This is a genomic window from Marinobacter goseongensis (assembly GCF_023156235.1).
In the GTDB taxonomy this organism is placed as follows: Bacteria; Pseudomonadota; Gammaproteobacteria; order Pseudomonadales; family Oleiphilaceae; genus Marinobacter; species Marinobacter goseongensis.
This window is the reverse complement of sequence record NZ_JAKZAI010000011.1, coordinates 133826-149407: the sequence shown is the minus strand read 5'-3', so window position 1 is coordinate 149407 and position 15582 is coordinate 133826. Positions and strand designations below refer to the sequence as shown.

Genomic DNA, 15582 nt, shown 5'->3' with positions numbered 1-15582 from the left:
AGCCCTTGCGAATGCCCGGTTATGCCCTGCCCGGAAAGGCCCTGATGACCTTCGCCGCCGCCCTGCTGGCGCTGGCCCCGATGTATGCCGGTGCCCAGTCACGGGACAACTACTACCGGGCCGAAATCGTGATTGTGGAGCGCATTGTCGACCCGGAAAATGTGCAGGAGCGCATGGCCAGCCGCGTGCCGGAATCGGCCGACGACATCACGGGCATGATGAAAGTGGTCGGCGTGGACGGCAGCGTTCAGTCCACCCTCAACCTGGCACCGAACGGTGATCTGCGCCTGCGCTCCGCCGCTCAGAGGCTGGAAAACAGCGGTCGTTACCGGGTACTGATGACCGCAGGCTGGTACCAGTCCTTTCCACCGGATTACGACGGCGAACCCCTGCGGGTCGCGGTGGGCGACTGGCTGGCCGATGCCGGCCATCGTGAAGTGGAAGGGCATATCACCATTGATCGCCAGCGTTATCTGCACGTGGGCGTAAACCTGAACCACTGGCAACCTGCCGCGGCCTCGATCAGCCCGGTTCAGAGTGATGAGCGCATCGACAACAATGCCGCTGAAACCGGCGATTCCGATGCATTCGACACACCGGTAGAGGGTGACGGTTCAACCGGCTCGCTGGCCAACGGTGGAGACATCAACCCGGACAACGCCCCGGCCGCACTGGCGGCCAAGGCGGAACTGCTGACATGGATTCGGGAGACCCGACGCATGCGCAGCGAGGAAGTTCATTTCATCGACTCCCCCACCATCGGCGTGCTGGTATTTTTCAGGCGGGTTGAGGACTGAGGGCGCCAAGCCCACCGATGGATTCTTCGAGAATCCGTTTGATCCCTGACATGCCCTGATCAATGGCGGCCTCGATTTCGTCCATGGTAATGATGTGATCGGACTTGCCGGCCGCCCAGTTCACCACCAGACCCAGGCACACATAATTCAGCTTCAGCTCGGCGGCGAGCGCCGCTTCGGGCATGCCGGTCATTCCCACCAGATCGCAGCCATCCCGCTCCATGCGGACAATTTCAGCCGCGGTTTCCAATCGCGGCCCCTGTGTCGCGCCGTAGACACCAAAATCCGAGAATGTCAGGCCAAGATGACGAGCCGCCCCGACCAGCGCCGCTCGCGCCGATTCCGTGTAGGGGAAGGTGAAATCAATGTGGGTAACGCCGTCCAGCTCACCTTCGAAAAAGGTACTGGCGCGCCCCCAGGTGTAATCAATAATCTGCTCGGGGATGACAATGTGGGCGGGCCCCATCGCCCGATGGATGCCGCCGACGGCGTTAACGCCCACCACGGTTCTGACCCCGGCCTTTTCAAGCGCCCACAGGTTGGCCCGGTAGTTCACCTGATGGGGTGGAATGCGATGGGGATTGCCATGGCGCGACAGGAAAATCACCGGCTGGTCACCCAGCCGCCCTTCAACCAGCGCGGATGAGGGATCGCCCCAGGGCGTTTGCACTTCCCGTTCGCCGGTGATTTCAAGGCCCGACAGCGTTGTCAGTCCGGTACCACCGATAATGCCGACCGGGGCCGGCGCTGCTGCACTGCTCATGAATTCACTCTCTCCTGGGTCATCTCAGTCGGCACCGCCGGTGGCTTCCGCTGACGACCCATGGCGGGTGCGCTGGGAGGCATGGGATTTGTCAGATCCTTCGTCGTCGTTCTCGATGGGCCCGTCGTCGCCAACCTTGTCGGATTTCTGGCTGTCTGCGCTGGCCAGGCGCAGGCTGTCCGCCACGTGCAAGGTGCGTGTCGGGAAAGCCACTTCCGCGCCATGGCTCTCAATGATTTCACTGATCTTCAGCAACACGTCCTGTTTGACCTCATGGAACTTCACCCACTGGGTCGTCTTGGTAAAGCAGTACACCATGATATCGAGGGAAGACGCGTTGAACGCGAGGAAATTGACGATCAGCGTCTGCTCACTTTCTATGTCTTCGTGGTTCTCCAGCATGGTGCGTATTTCAGAGACTATGGTGGAAATCTCGCGAACATCCGCGTAGCGAATACCGATGGTTTCGGAAATACGACGGTGGCTCATGCGGGACGGGTTCTCGACCGCAATGGTGGTGAACGCGGCGTTGGGCACATAGAGAGGGCGCTTGTCGAAGGTACGCACGGTGGTCAATCGCCAACCGATGTGCTCAACCGTGCCCTCAATGTTCCGGTCCGGTGAACGCACCCAGTCGCCGACCTTGAAGGGCCGGTCCAGGTGGATAATAAAACCGCCAAAGAAATTGGCCAGCAGGTCCTTGGCAGCGAAACCCACGGCAATGCCGCCAACGCCACCAAACGCCAGCACACCGGAAATGCTGTAGCCGAGGGATTGCATGGCGATCAGTACCGCGGTGATGATCACCACCGCACGGGACAGCTTGCTGACGGCATTGACGGTGGTGTAATCCATCGGCGCGGCCATCTTCACCGGCGACGTCAGGATACCCTCCCCCTCTTTGATCAAGCGCAACAGCGCCCACACCAGCACCCAGACAAATCCGATCTGCAGCAGTTTGTCATTCACCGCGAATATTTCGGCTTCAGAATAGCGGTAGGCCACTTCGGCGGCCCAGTACACGCCCTGTATCCAGACGAACGCGACCACCGGCTTTCTTGCCGCGTGCAGAAAGGTGTCATCCCAGAGGTTCTTTGTTTTGGCAAAGCGCCTTTCCAGGGCGCCCACAATGAAGCTCGCCAGGTAGGCGGCCGTCGCAGTCCCGGACACCAGGGCGAACACCACGATGCCCACTCGCCAGTTTTCCGACAACAGGTCCCAGTTCTGGATCCAGCCGTTTATAGTCGCCTGCATTTCTCCGATCATTCATGTCCCCGGTGATCAATTCAGTGTCAGGTGAATCTGGGCGATCGAAGCCGCTCAGGCCTCGTCGATAATGACAACGGTGCCGGGCTCGACCAGATCGAACAGCGCGATGACATCGGCATTGCGCATACGGATACAGCCGTGGGACTTTGCCACGCCCATGGGCTCGGTGTCCGGTGTGCCGTGAATGTATATGAAGCGCCGAAAACTATCGACCCCGGCACCGCGATTTTTTCCGGGCTCGCAGCCGCACAGCCAGAGAATACGGGACAGAATCCAGTCACGCTGAGGATGCCGATCGGCCAGTTCTGGAGAGTAAATTTCGCCGGTGGGGCGACGGGCAACGAACACGGTGTTTTCCGGCAGGCCCGCGCCCACCATGGCGCGGATAACGTGCTTGCCACGGGGGGTGCACCCGCTGGCGTTCTGCTCGCCGGGGCCGTTCAGTGCGGTGGACACGGGCCGTTCAAACAGGCGGGTACCGTCGGCACCGATGAGCGCCAGAAATTGGTCAGCAATACTGATTCGCAGGTAAGGCGCGGCGCCCTCTTGGATACGCATGTGCAGCTAAGCTCCGGATAGCCATGGCCAATCCGGAAGCCTAACCGACAGCAGACAATTCAGGCAACCGGTGCTTCGCTGAGCGAGGGCATCAACATGGTGTCCTGAGCCTGCATGCCTGCGGCCAGGAACGGCACCAGGCGGGCTGCGATTTCCTGCACGGTTGTCTCCACACCCAGCTTGTTCTGCAGGATGTCTCTGAGGGCATCACTGCTGGACATGGTAAACGCGGTAGCGCCGAGCATGAACTGGATGCGCCAGTAGCGGTCAACCGCGGACAGCTGCGGCGTGGCTTCCTTGAGCAGACGCATGAAGCGGCTGAACGGCTGGCTGTATTCCTGCTCCAGAAACTTGCGCAAATGCCCCTGAGACTGAGTATAGGCAAGACCGAGCAAGCGCATAAAAATGGAGATGCCGTTCTCGTTGCGCTGAGGCATGCGCACGGCACTTTCGGTCAGGGCCCAGAGGGTCTGGTTGAGTGTGGGCGGATGGCCATCACAGCGCTCCTCCAGATCGTTGAACGCGTTTTCCAGAGTGGCCGAAAATGGCGTCAGGAAACGGGCAAATACCGCATGAATGAGCGCGTTCTTCGACCCGAAATGGTAATTGACAGCCGCGAGGTTCACTTTAGCCTTACTGGTGATCATTCGCAGCGAGGTTTCGGAGAAGCCCCGATCGGCGAACAACTCTTCAGCAGCATCCAGAATGCGGTCAACGGTATCAGACTGAGCCATATTGTTTTCAGTGCCTCTAGCAAACGTCTGTTTGAAACATACGTTTGAGGCACCGTTATGTCAAGCTCTCTGCCCCGGCGACGCGGCCACCGACGCCCAGCCCCGGTCCATGGCTTGTTGATTGCCATCAAAGAAGGCTTTCTGCACCCGGTCATACGCCTTTTCCGCCTCCAGAAGATAGATCAGATACAGACGGATGTACTCGCGGCGGGTCATGTTTCGGGCCAATGCCCGCTGCTCGGACAGCGCCAGCAGTTCACTGAACCGGGAGGAACGGAGCGAGGTGTTGAATTCCGCCATGCGGGCACACTGCCAGACCAGTCCTTCCTTACCTTCCAGGTGCTCAATATGCTTGCGGGCATCCCGCAACAACCGCTGGCGTTTAATCACCAGATCCAGGTAAGACGGGCGTGCGGTGTAAATTCGGCGGATGGCCGGCACGCCCAGCATCAGGATGATAACGAATGCACCGAACCCGCCACCGGCAATCCACGCGGGAATAAACCCGGTGAGGCCGCTCAGAAACACCAGCGCGGCCACCAGCGCACTGAACAGCCAGAGGTCACGGTTACGCCTTGCGGCGGCGAGGGAATAGTTGTCGGGCCAGCCCGACATCGCCAGAAGGTCGAAATCCATCAACAGCACCCGGTCGCACTGCTTTAGCATCAGGCGTAACGTGCGTTGCCGGGTTTCCGCCAGGGCTTTTTCAATCGCTGCCGGACTCTCCTCCTGCTCAGGCTCGTTCTGCCCGGACTCCGGTGCAGCCGGTGAGGTCGCTGTGGCGGGTTGGGCCGGGGCCTGGTCACCCCGGTCAGCATCGCCCAGCGGCGGCTCAGCACCCTGAGCGGCCACTGTGGGGTCTTTCGCCGGCGGCGGCGCCACCGTCGATACCGCCTGTGACGTGGCGGGTGATGGCGACATAATTGGCGCAGGCACCGGGTCTGCCGCGCGGCCCTGTCGCAACACCGGCTCATCAGGCATCTGCTCCGCGCCAGTGGCGGCCTTCAATCTGCTCTCTGCCATAACTCTGTACCAGCGACGTCCGCTGCCAGCGGCCCGCCACGCAGCCTCTTTGAATGGATTCTATTCAGGCTATCGGCCATTTGCCGGGAACCTTGAACCCTTGGCATCGCCGGGTCGTATCGCTATGCTTTCCCGGAGTTTCCAGGCGGCCAGTTGCAGCCGCCCCTGACCAGAGGCAAATTCATGTTTACAGGTATTGTCCAAGGCGTTGCCACCATCGAGACAGTGTCCCCGGCCCCGGGTCTGAACACTTACGCCATTCGGCTTCCTGCCGGACACACCGGGGGTGTGACCATCGGCGCTTCCGTGGCGATCAACGGCACCTGCCTGACCGTTACCCGGCAGGACGGTGACTGCCTGTATTTTGATGCCATGCAGGAAACCCTGAGGCTGACCACCCTCGGCGCCCTGGGCCAGAACGATCGGGTCAACTTCGAGCGAGCGGCGCGAATTGGCGACGAAATTGGCGGGCATCTGCTTTCGGGCCACGTTCACACCACCGCCACGGTCACCACCATTGAACGCCCGGAAAACAACGTCACCCTGGAATTCGAGGTGCCGGACACCTGGGCGCGGTACATCTTCCCCAAGGGCTACATTGCGATCAACGGCGCCAGCCTGACCATCGGCGAAGTCACCGGAAACCGGTTCAATGTGCACCTGATCCCGGAAACCCTCAGGGCCACCACGTTCGGCGACCTCCAAGAGGGCAATGTTGTCAACATCGAGATCGACAGCCAGACCCAGACCATCGTCGACACCCTGGCACGGCTTGGCTACGACCGACCTGCTCCGCTGTCCTGATGACGGGCAGAGAACACCACGAATTTCGGGTCGGCCTGCAGCTGCTGAACCACCGGGAAGTAACGCTTGAGACTGCGGTGGTAACCAAGGTGGCGGTTGCCCACGATTAATAGCTGCCCGTCTCGGGCGAGATGTTGGGCCGCCTGCTGAAACAGCCGTAGGGCGATGTGATCCCCGACCACACCGCCTTCATGGAAGGGTGGGTTCAACAGGATCAGATCAAACGCCCCGACCTCAGCTGGCACACCGTCCGCGTGGTGGAATTCTGCGACGGCATCGGGCGCCAGTTCCTGCACGTTGTGGCGGGCGCTCGCCACGGCCTGACTCGACACATCACTGAACACCACCGCGGCCCCCGGCCGCGCCCGCAGCAGTTCGAGACCAAGAACGCCATTACCGCAGGCGAGATCCAGCACCCGGGCATCTACAGGCAGTGACGCCGCACTATGGCCAATGGCGGGAAATAACAAGCGGCTGCCAATATCCAGACGCTCCCGGGCAAACACCGCCGGCAGGCCCTCCACCGCCCGATTGTAGCCATCCATCACGTAACCCTTCCACTGCCCCGGCCATCCGTCCAGTGTGGCACTGCCCTGCCCGCAGACCACCACGCGGGCTTTCTTCCGGGCCGGGCATACCTGGCGGGTCTGGAGCAGTTCGTTAAACACCTCGGCACTGCGATCCGGCAGGTGCTTGATCATGCCGCCGGCAATGACCACACCATCGGGAGCCAGAACGCTGTTTACCCACCGCAGCAGCCAGCTCAGGTAGTCCAGCTGGCGGGGAATGCGCATGACCACGGCGTCAAACGGCCCCTCTGGCGGTGCCAGCCAGCTCAACGGGGGGGCGGCAATCAGGTTATTGGCCACGCTGTTGCGCTCGAGAGCGTTGGCCAGGGAGGCGCTGTCGGCCAGGGACACGGTATCGAACTGGCCAAGCCCCAGCGTCAACGCACCGAACTGATCGTCCAGCACCAGCACCCTTGGCGGCCCGCCGGTGGTGGTAATCCATGCAGCAGCCTGCTCCAGCAAAAGTTCGTCTGCAGCATCCCAGGCCCTCAGGGTCGGGTCGGTGTTGCCGGGACGCTCCAGACTCAGATTCCGATAGGCGGTTTTCAGGGTGTTGCTTGTCATTTCAGGCACCAAATCAGACAGGGTTCAGACGCGCATCCATTCTAGGCTGATTATTCTAGAAATTAACCCTATGGTGTTTTCCAAGTTGTTTTGAAACCGAACGCACACGAGAGACACCCTATGATCCGCGACTCCATCAAAACCCGTTTTGAATCCGTTCAGGCCGCCGGCAAGCGTTTTGAAGACCAGCTTCGCCCGCAGCTGGACAAGGCGTCGGTCGAGCTGAAGAAAGTACTGGCCAGCCTGGGTGCCGACGTGTCTGAACCCCGTAGCCTGTCTGAAGTGGTCAGCCAGATTCGCAGCAAAAACCCGACCTTCCGCGAGCTGACGCTGCGCCTCGACGTGGCAACCTACGATCTGCGTAAGAAGCTGTGGTGGGATGCCAACATGATGACCGCCTACTTTACCGACAAGGCCGGCAAAACCTACGAGGCAGAGGTCAAGCCCAAACTGACTGAGGCCCGCAACCGCGCCGAGTCTGAAGCCCGCCGCTTGCTTGAGCAGGTGCGTGAGCTCGCGCCGCGCCGTCCGGCCCCCGAGCAGGCCGAAGAGGCCGGCAAGCAGGACTGATTTCAGGTTGGCTCCGTTTTAGTGTTGGAAGCAACCTTTTGCCCCTCACCCCAGGGGCTTTTTTATGTCTGGCGTTTGGCGGAATACACCGTGAAGCGCTTGTCGCTGGCGAGGCGGGTGACCGGTCCGATCGTTCTGCGGATCAACGCCTCATAGGGCAAGAAACTGTTCGCCACCAACCGTAATTCCCCTCCAGGCTGAAGATGCGCTGCCGCTTGCCGCAGAAATTGCTCGGTCATGGTGGTATCGGTGCGCACACCAGCATGAAACGGCGGATTGGTCACAATGGCGCGGTACTTCCGGGTTACCGCAGCCAACCCGTCGGATGCCAGCACGTCTCCCAGGGTCTGGTTTTTCTGGTAGGTCGCACGGGTGCAAATCACCGCCTGTGACTGCACATCCACCGCATCAATCGGCGCGGGGTCGATGCCGCCAGCCCGCTGCCACGCCTGAATCCAGCTACCAATCACACCCGAGCCGCAGGCAAAATCCAGGGAATGGCCCCGGGGCAGCGGCAGGTCCGCCAGGGTTTGCAGCAGCATCAGGGTGCCATGATCCGGTTCGCCGTCACTGAAGATACCCGGTAACCCGGCCACGGACACCTGAACACCGGCGGCGTCGACGATATGCCAGCTCATCCAGTGCTCAAGGTCAAACCCGCCAGCAGTGGCAAAACTGTCGGCCAGCCACACCTGGCAATGGCGGGCACTGTCGACCTTGCTGGCCTCCGGCGCCACCGCCTTGAGCTGCTTGACGGCACCGGCGATGCCTTCGCGCTTCTCTCCGATCAGGATCAGTCTCGCCCCGGCAGCCGCCAGATACCCCGCCAGAGCCAGACGGAAGGCCAGTTCTGCCCGCGCCTTGGGCAGAAACACCACCACCGTGTTGGCAGCATTACCCTGCAGGGCCGTGTCGTCATAACCGAAGGCCATTTGCCAGCCGCTCAGGGCCGGGGTTCTGGCGAACACACCCGCATGATCCGTGAGCGCCAGGCCGCCGCCGGGCAAGTCGGACAGTAGCGCGGTATCGGACAGGCCGATCAGGGCCAGACGGCCGACAATAAGATCACGATTCTTGAGCAGGGCTTCGTGGACGTTGGGCAGAGCAGACATGACGTTCGAGTATCCCGGGCTGGTGTACAGGCGGGATACTCTAACCGGAAATGGCCCCGGAGTCTTGGGAGAGTTGGCGGTTACTTTTTCTGACGCCCAGACCGGACAGGCCGCAAAATCAGCTCTTCGACGCTGTTGGTCTGCACCGCATCGCGCTCTTCCTCACTGGCGATGGACAACCCCATATCCCGCAGGATGCCGTCGGCGACATCGTAGACGAAGCCATGAACGGTCAATGGCTGGCCCCGGCGCCACGCTTCCTGCACGATGTTGTTCTGACACACGTGACCCACCTGCTCCACCACGTTCAGTTCGCAGAGGCGATCCACCCGGTCCTGATCATTGGACAGAGCATCCAGCACCGATTGGTGCTTGTCGCGCACATCCTGGACGTGGCGCAGCCAGTGACTGATCAGGCCAAAGCCCTCGTTCATCATCGCCGCCTTCACCCCGCCGCAGCCATAATGGCCAACCACCAGGATGTGCTTGACCTTCAGCACCTCGATGGCGAACTGAAGAACAGAGAGGCAATTGAAGTCGGTGTGTACCACCACGTTGGCAACATTGCGGTGAACGAACAGTTCGCCGGGCATCAGATCAACGATCTGGTTTGCCGGAACGCGGCTGTCCGCGCAGCCGATCCACAGATACTCCGGCGCCTGCTGATTCGACAAACGATTAAAAAACTGGGGATCCTGAGCCTTGATGCCGTCGGCCCAGGATTTGTTTTTTTCCAGAAGGTGATCAAGCTGCCGCATTTGCATTCTCCCCGTTAAATGAACCTGTAGCGGAATTGAACGGGAATCAGCGGCTTAACGCAATACTCAGTTTGTCTGAATGCTTCCATCCACGTGACTGCTGTGCATCGTGGATTGCGCCAGATCCAGCAATTCCCGCAGCGCCACCGAGAACATGGCGTACTCCGGTTCGCGGACCCCCTTCAATTCGGTGAGCATGGTTTTCCAGCGACTGATCATGCCGTCATGTCTGGCCATCCAGCCCTCCACGCAGCTCGGGACGTCCTTGGCATTGCCGGCCAGCTTGAGCACCCCGGTGGTGAGGGCCCGCTGTTGCCAATCCAGATCCTCGCGGAAGCTTTCCCGCGCCAGCGCCTGCCAGTGCGACGCAGGAATCAGCGCAGCGATGGCATTGGCAAACCAGCTCAGATCCAGCCGTTCGCCCAGATCATAGTAAAGGTTGGCGACCGTTTTCAGCGGCAGTCCGGTGGCTTCCCGGGCCTCGATGATACCCAGCGAGGAATACAGGTAACTCGTGCCCGCCAGCACCGAGGCCAGCTCCTTGGGCAGCCCGGCTTCCAGCAGCTCGTTAAAACGTTTGTCCCAGTGAGACCGCGCCTGTTCGCCAAGGTAATCCGGCAGATCAGCGGTGATTTTCCAGACGCTGTCAGCAAACCGCTCCATGTGGCTCTGGATGCTGAGTTCGGCACGACGATTGCGCAGCAGCCAGCGCACCGAGCGCCGCACCAGTCGCATCAGGTCGTTCATCAGCTCCATCTGCAGTTTTGCCGGAATGTGGAAGTCGAGAGATTCGATCCGGTCCCACCAGGTGTCCAGGCGGAACACGTCCCGCGCGATGATCCAGGCCAGGGCGATCGACGCCGGATCAGCACCGGTAGACTGCGACAGGCGCTCCACAAAAGTAATCCCCATGTGATTGACCATATCGTTGGCGATCTGAGTGGCAATGATTTCCCGCCGCAGCTGGTGCTCGCCGAGCTCATCGGAGAACTTACGGGTCAGTGCCTGCGGGAACACCTTGTACATTTCGCCCGCCAGCAGGGGTTCGTCCGGTAATGAGCTGGCAATCAGTGTCTGCTTGAGATCCCCTTTGACGTAAGAAATCAGTACCGACAGCTCCGGGCGGGTCAGGCCTTTCTTGTCGAGCTTGCGTTCAGACAGTGTCTCGTCCTCCGGAAGGAATTCCAGGGCACGATTGAGCTTGCCCTCGCTCTCGAGGGTATTCATCAACCGCCGGTATTCTTCCATACGGCCAGTGGCATCGACGCTGGCGATACTGATGGCCTGGGTCTGGCGGTAGTTGTTCTTCAGCACCAGATCGCCGACATCGTCGGTCATGTCCTCGAGCATAACGTTGCGCTGCTTGGCGGTCAGATCGCCCAGGGCCACCGCCCGGTTGAGCAGGATCTTCATGTTCACTTCGTGGTCGGAACAATCCACGCCGCCGGAGTTGTCGATGAAATCAGTATTCAGGCGGCCACCGTTAAGAGCGAACTCAATACGGCCCAGTTGGGTCATGCCCAGATTGCCGCCCTCACCCACCACCTTGCAGCGCAATTCGGCACCGTTGATTCGCAGACCGTCGTTGGCCTTGTCGCCGACGTCACCGTGGGTCTCCGCCTGCCCCTTGACGTAGGTGCCGATGCCACCAAACCAGAGCAAATCCACCTGTGCCTTGAGAATATGGGTGATCAGCATGTTTGGCGGCACCCGGTCCGACTTGATGCCCAGCAGCTTCTTCATTTCCGGGCTGACCGGAATGGACTTGGCGCTGCGACTGAAAACACCCCCGCCTTTGGAGATCAGCTTGCTGTCGTAATCGGTCCAGGACGAACGCGGCAGCTTGAACAGACGCTTGCGTTCCTTATAACTCTTCTCGGCATCCGGGGTCGGGTCGATGAAGATGTGCACATGGTTGAACGCCGCCACCAGGCGGGTTTTCTCGGAGCACAGCAGGCCATTACCGAACACGTCGCCGCCCATATCACCAATGCCGATGGCGCTGAACTCGTCCAGCGCAGGATTGATGCCCATTTCGCGGAAATGCCGCTCCACGGACACCCAGGCGCCGCGGGCAGTAATGCCCATCTTCTTGTGGTCGTAGCCATTGCTGCCACCGGAGGCAAAGGCGTCGCCCATCCAGAAGCCATATTCGGCAGAGAGGCCGTTGGCAATGTCGGAGAAAGTGGCTGTGCCCTTGTCGGCAGCGACCACCAGATAGTGGTCGTCGTCATCGTGACGAATCACCTGCTCCGGAGGCTGAATGCCGGCGTCCACCAGGTTGTCGGTGATGTCCAGAAGGCCGCGGATAAAGGTTTTATAGGCTTCGATCCCTTCCGCCTGGAAGGCTTCCCGATCGGAAGGGTCTGGCAACCGTTTGGCTACAAAACCGCCTTTGGCGCCCACGGGCACGATCACTGCGTTCTTTACCTGCTGGGCTTTCACCAGGCCAAGAATCTCAGTGCGGTAGTCCTCGAAGCGATCAGACCAGCGCAGCCCGCCGCGGGCCACTTTGCCACCTCGCAGGTGCACCCCTTCAACCCGCGGCGAATACACGAAGATTTCAAACATCGGCATCGGCAGCGGCATGTCCGGAATCTGGGTGGGATCGAATTTGACGCTGATGTAGGGTTTGTTGTTGCCGTCATCATCGCGCTGGAAATAGTTGGTGCGCAGGGTCGCCTGGATCAGTTCCAGGTACAGGCGCAGCACGCGGTCTTCACTGAGGTTCTCGACATTGTCCAGGCCCGCATTGAACTCGATCTCCAGCTTCTGCTGGGCGGCCCGGCTCTTGCCTTCGCTCTGGTAACGCTCGGGATTGAAACGCACTTCGAAGAACTCGAGCAGCATCTGCGCCAGATCCACATGATTGACCAGAGTGTTGGAGATGAAGGTCTGGCTGTTGGAGAAGCGGATCTGCCGCATGTAGCGGGCGTAAGTCCGCAACAGGGCGATCTGCCGCCAGCTCATGTAGGACGACAGCAGCAACCGGTTGAAAGCATCGTTCTCGGCATCGCCATACCAGACCCGGCGGAACAGATCCTCGAAGATCGGACGGATGCGGTGGATATCCACCACACGGCCGCTATAAGCCTGCAAGGTGAAATCGTGGATCCACACCACCTTGCCATGCCGGTCGCTGACTTCGAACGGGTGCTCACCGATAACACGGAAGCCGAGGTTATCGAAGATCGGCATGACATCCGACAGTGGCAGGGGCTCGTCAGCGTAGAACAGCTTGAAGTGAAGAACGCTCTCCTCTTCCTCAAGCGCTCGGTAGAAACTCATAGTCAACTGCCCGGCAGCGGCGCCGGCAATGTGCTCCAGATCGATGGCAGCGCGGCGGGGCGAGAACATGTCGGTGTAACTGGCGGGGAAACCGCCGGAATACAGCCGGTGCAGCTCGTTGCCCTGCTCTTCACCGTACACTTCATTGAGCGCCTCCCCCAGGCCATCCCGCCAGGACTGGGCCAGTTCGATCACTTTTTCGCGAATCTCGGCAATCGGCAACTGGCGGTTTTCCACCTGGGGAACGCGGATGGTGAACTGCACCCGCGCCAGTACCGACTCCGAAAAGTGGGTCACAAATTCGATGTCTTCCGCTTCCAGGCGATCCAGCAGCACCTGCTCCACCTTCAGGCGCAACTCGGTGTTGTAGATGTCCCGCGGAAAGAACGCCAGACAGGTCACAAACTGGCCATACACGTCCTCGCGCATGAACAGCTCGATCCGGCGCCGCTCCTGGATGTAGAGAATGCTTTTGGCCACACCCAGCAGCTCCTGGGGCTCGATCTGGAAAAGCTCGTCACGGGGGTACAGCGTCAGGATCTGTTCGAGCTCCTTGCCGGCATAATCTTCCCGCAGGAAGCCGGACTTCTTCATCACCAGCTCGAACTTGCGGCGCAGCAGCGGGATTTCGTCCGGCCGCTCGTTGTAGGCGCGGGCGGTGTACAGACCGAGAAAGCGGCGCTCACCCACCACTTCCCCTTTACTGTTGAATTTCTTGACTGCGATGTAATCCGGGTAAGCCGGGCGGTGAACGCGGGACCGCTGCGCCGATTTGGCAAAAATGAAAATGTCGTCGGTGCGGGTCATCTCGTGACGGGTTCGCTGGGGCAGCTCGTTCAGCCGCACCCGGTCCGGCCGCTCGTTGTTGACCCGCAGAATACCGAGCTCGGAATTCTCCACCCGGCGAACCACCATGCCGCTCTTGTCCTTGGCAAAGTCGTATTCGTCATACCCGAGGAAGGTGAAACGATCCCCCAACAACCAGGTCAGAAACGCCCGCGCTTCTTCCTTGTCGTCATCGCTGATGCCTGCCGTGGTGGCATCCAGTTCCGCCAGAATCTCGCTCACCTTGCCGGTGACCACCGGGAAATCCTCGACGGCGATCCGCACTTCGTGGAGGATGGTCTGCAGCACCTGCTCCAGCTCACGCAAATCCTTCGGGTCGCTGTGGCGGTCAATCTCCAGCACAATGAATGCTTCGTACTCGGAGCCGGCGCTGGATTTCTTGGTGGAATGCAGTTTCTGCAGCTTGCCGTCAGCGTTGCGGTCAACCCGCAGGATGGAATGCTGGATCGAATGAGTACCGATTTCGCGCTGGTTGATGGCAATGCGCAGGGAATCGATCAGGAACGGAATGTTCGGATGCAGGATAAAGATGACAGTGTGGGTGGACTGCCAGCCATCGCTCTCCAGGTCCGGGTTGAACACCGCCACCGGGGTTTCTTCCGCACTGCGTTTCTGCAGGAACTGCCAGGCCGCGAGCACCGCTCCGTAGGTATCCGAAAATCGTCGACTGACCAGCTCCTCAAGGGGAATATGCGCGTAATGTTGCTTGGCAAATTCACTGATCTTTTTTGCTTCGGTTTTCGCAATTTTCTGTGCGAAAGCTTCAGCCAGCTGTTCGAAGAACTGATCCTTGCTGGCCACCGTCAGCGCATTCATAGTCAACCTCGGTTAGTGTGAAATAAACGTAATCAGGGTATCGTCACATAAGCATAGTCAAGCCCTTGATTTTTGCCGACCAAATGCCAAAACTGCGGCAACTACGTACGCAAAGAGCCTCCACACAGGAACAACGATTACCCATGTCATTACAGCATACGTTCGGGGAGCTTCGATCTCAGTTAGCCAAAAGGATCATAGGTCAGGAAAAGCTGGTAGACCGGCTGCTGATTGCGTTACTGGCAGACGGTCATCTGCTGGTAGAAGGGGCGCCGGGTCTGGCCAAAACCACGGCCATCAAGGCACTTGCGGAGCATCTCGAAGGGGACTTTCACCGAATCCAGTTCACCCCCGACCTGCTGCCGTCGGACGTCACCGGCAGTGAGATCTACCGCGCCGAAACCGGCCAGTTCGACTTCCAGCACGGCCCGATCTTCCATAACCTGGTGCTGGCTGACGAAATCAACCGGGCACCGGCAAAAGTGCAGTCGGCGTTGCTCGAAGCCATGGGCGAGCGCCAGGTCAGTGTCGGCATGCGCACCTTTCCCCTGGACCCGCTGTTCATGGTGATGGCCACCCAGAACCCGATCGAACAGGAGGGGACCTACCCGCTGCCAGAAGCCCAGCTTGACCGCTTCCTGATGCACGTGGTGATTGACTACCCGTCGGCCGATGCCGAAAAAGCCATTCTCCATCTGGCCAGAAACGATTACCGCCAGGGACAGCCGGCGGTGGAAGTGCGGCTGAGCGCGGACCAGGTGTTCCAGGCACGCCGCGAAATTGGCGACATCTACATGGCCGAGCCGGTCGAGCAGTATCTGCTGGCGCTGGTATTGGCTACGCGTAACCCGCAAAGTCTGGATCCGGAGCTGGCGCGCTGGACGGCCTTTGGCGCCAGCCCCCGTGGCACCATCGCGCTGGATCGCTGCGCCCGCGCCCTGGCCTGGCTCGATGGCCGCGATTACGTCAGCCCGGACGATGTGCGCCAGATCGCTTTTGACGTGCTTCGCCACCGCATTCTGCTGACCTTCGAAGCGGAAGCCGAAGGAATGACGGCTGACATGGTGATTCAGAGACTGATTGATCACGTTCCCGTAACCGCCTGATCACA

Annotated in this window: 13 protein-coding genes; 4 read left to right on the top strand and 9 right to left on the bottom strand. The window is 60.1% G+C overall.

The annotated features are described in order from the left end of the window. Positions 1–11 precede the first annotated feature (11 nt). A complete protein-coding gene (locus MLC70_RS11940; RefSeq protein WP_248184020.1) occupies positions 12–797 on the top strand; it encodes a CsiV family protein in 786 nt (261 codons plus the stop codon). Here MLC70_RS11940 and MLC70_RS11935 read toward each other — a convergent pair. Genes MLC70_RS11935 through MLC70_RS11915 form a run of 5 tightly spaced genes read right to left on the bottom strand, consistent with a single transcriptional unit; the run spans position 778 to position 5144 of the window. Further along, a complete protein-coding gene (locus tag MLC70_RS11935) occupies positions 778–1560 on the bottom strand; it encodes an S-methyl-5'-thioinosine phosphorylase (protein WP_248184018.1) in 783 nt (260 codons plus the stop codon). The genes MLC70_RS11940 and MLC70_RS11935 overlap by 20 nt on opposite strands. Before the next feature lie 24 nt (positions 1561–1584). Beyond that, positions 1585–2826, bottom strand: a complete 1242-nt coding sequence (locus MLC70_RS11930; protein WP_248184015.1) for a mechanosensitive ion channel family protein — start codon at positions 2824–2826, stop codon at positions 1585–1587. Positions 2827–2880: 54 nt separating this feature from the next. After that, complete coding sequence (locus MLC70_RS11925) at positions 2881–3387, bottom strand: L,D-transpeptidase family protein (RefSeq protein ID WP_248184014.1); 507 nt, start codon at positions 3385–3387, stop codon at positions 2881–2883. A 59-nt stretch (positions 3388–3446) separates the two neighbouring features. Continuing rightward, positions 3447–4121, bottom strand: a complete 675-nt coding sequence (locus MLC70_RS11920) for a TetR/AcrR family transcriptional regulator (protein WP_248184012.1) — start codon at positions 4119–4121, stop codon at positions 3447–3449. A gap of 60 nt (positions 4122–4181) precedes the next feature. After that, a complete protein-coding gene (locus MLC70_RS11915; protein ID WP_248184010.1) occupies positions 4182–5144 on the bottom strand; it encodes a hypothetical protein in 963 nt (320 codons plus the stop codon). Positions 5145–5327: 183 nt separating this feature from the next. Between MLC70_RS11915 and MLC70_RS11910 the strand changes: the two genes are divergently transcribed. Beyond that, the gene (locus MLC70_RS11910; protein ID WP_248184007.1) at positions 5328–5948 is read left to right on the top strand and encodes a riboflavin synthase subunit alpha; all 621 of its coding nucleotides are present in this window, start codon (positions 5328–5330) and stop codon (positions 5946–5948) included. On the opposite strand, the gene MLC70_RS11905 is transcribed toward MLC70_RS11910, so the two are convergent. Continuing rightward, complete coding sequence (locus tag MLC70_RS11905) at positions 5921–7081, bottom strand: methyltransferase (RefSeq protein WP_248184005.1); 1161 nt, start codon at positions 7079–7081, stop codon at positions 5921–5923. The genes MLC70_RS11910 and MLC70_RS11905 overlap by 28 nt on opposite strands. Positions 7082–7201: 120 nt before the next feature. Between MLC70_RS11905 and MLC70_RS11900 the strand changes: the two genes are divergently transcribed. Beyond that, positions 7202–7651: a hypothetical protein gene (locus MLC70_RS11900; RefSeq protein WP_248184003.1), complete on the top strand. Its 450-nt coding sequence runs from the start codon at positions 7202–7204 to the stop codon at positions 7649–7651. Between the two features lie 62 nt (positions 7652–7713). Here MLC70_RS11900 and MLC70_RS11895 read toward each other — a convergent pair whose 3' ends face one another. From MLC70_RS11895 to MLC70_RS11885, 3 genes are all read right to left on the bottom strand, one after another. Beyond that, entirely contained in the window at positions 7714–8763 is a 1050-nt protein-coding gene (locus tag MLC70_RS11895) for a class I SAM-dependent methyltransferase (protein ID WP_248184001.1), read from the bottom strand. An 80-nt stretch (positions 8764–8843) separates the two neighbouring features. Further along, complete coding sequence (gene can, locus MLC70_RS11890) at positions 8844–9521, bottom strand: carbonate dehydratase (RefSeq protein WP_248183999.1); 678 nt, start codon at positions 9519–9521, stop codon at positions 8844–8846. 66 nt (positions 9522–9587) lie between these two features. Further along, positions 9588–14471 carry an NAD-glutamate dehydrogenase gene (locus MLC70_RS11885; protein ID WP_248183998.1) on the bottom strand — a complete coding sequence of 1628 codons (4884 nt, stop codon included), beginning with the start codon at positions 14469–14471 and terminating at the stop codon, positions 9588–9590. Between the two features lie 143 nt (positions 14472–14614). Here MLC70_RS11885 and MLC70_RS11880 point away from each other — a divergent pair, with 143 nt between their 5' ends. Then, complete coding sequence (locus tag MLC70_RS11880; RefSeq protein ID WP_248183997.1) at positions 14615–15577, top strand: AAA family ATPase; 963 nt, start codon at positions 14615–14617, stop codon at positions 15575–15577. The last annotated feature ends 5 nt before the right edge of the window (positions 15578–15582 follow it).

Bases quoted from the DNA above. Each gene is read 5' to 3' on its own strand.
- can (WP_248183999.1), bottom strand. From the start codon at position 9,521: ATGCGGCAGCTTGATCACCTTCTGGAAAAAAACAAATCCTGGGCCGAC.
- MLC70_RS11910 (WP_248184007.1), top strand. From the start codon at position 5,328: ATGTTTACAGGTATTGTCCAAGGCGTTGCCACCATCGAGACAGTGTCC.
- MLC70_RS11905 (WP_248184005.1), bottom strand. From the start codon at position 7,081: ATGACAAGCAACACCCTGAAAACCGCCTATCGGAATCTGAGTCTGGAG.
- MLC70_RS11895 (WP_248184001.1), bottom strand. From the start codon at position 8,763: ATGTCTGCTCTGCCCAACGTCCACGAAGCCCTGCTCAAGAATCGTGAT.
- MLC70_RS11900 (WP_248184003.1), top strand. From the start codon at position 7,202: ATGATCCGCGACTCCATCAAAACCCGTTTTGAATCCGTTCAGGCCGCC.
- MLC70_RS11930 (WP_248184015.1), bottom strand. From the start codon at position 2,826: ATGATCGGAGAAATGCAGGCGACTATAAACGGCTGGATCCAGAACTGG.
- MLC70_RS11935 (WP_248184018.1), bottom strand. From the start codon at position 1,560: ATGAGCAGTGCAGCAGCGCCGGCCCCGGTCGGCATTATCGGTGGTACC.
- MLC70_RS11940 (WP_248184020.1), top strand. From the start codon at position 12: ATGCCCGGTTATGCCCTGCCCGGAAAGGCCCTGATGACCTTCGCCGCC.
- MLC70_RS11925 (WP_248184014.1), bottom strand. From the start codon at position 3,387: ATGCGTATCCAAGAGGGCGCCGCGCCTTACCTGCGAATCAGTATTGCT.
- MLC70_RS11880 (WP_248183997.1), top strand. From the start codon at position 14,615: ATGTCATTACAGCATACGTTCGGGGAGCTTCGATCTCAGTTAGCCAAA.
- MLC70_RS11885 (WP_248183998.1), bottom strand. From the start codon at position 14,471: ATGAATGCGCTGACGGTGGCCAGCAAGGATCAGTTCTTCGAACAGCTG.
- MLC70_RS11915 (WP_248184010.1), bottom strand. From the start codon at position 5,144: ATGGCAGAGAGCAGATTGAAGGCCGCCACTGGCGCGGAGCAGATGCCT.
- MLC70_RS11920 (WP_248184012.1), bottom strand. From the start codon at position 4,121: ATGGCTCAGTCTGATACCGTTGACCGCATTCTGGATGCTGCTGAAGAG.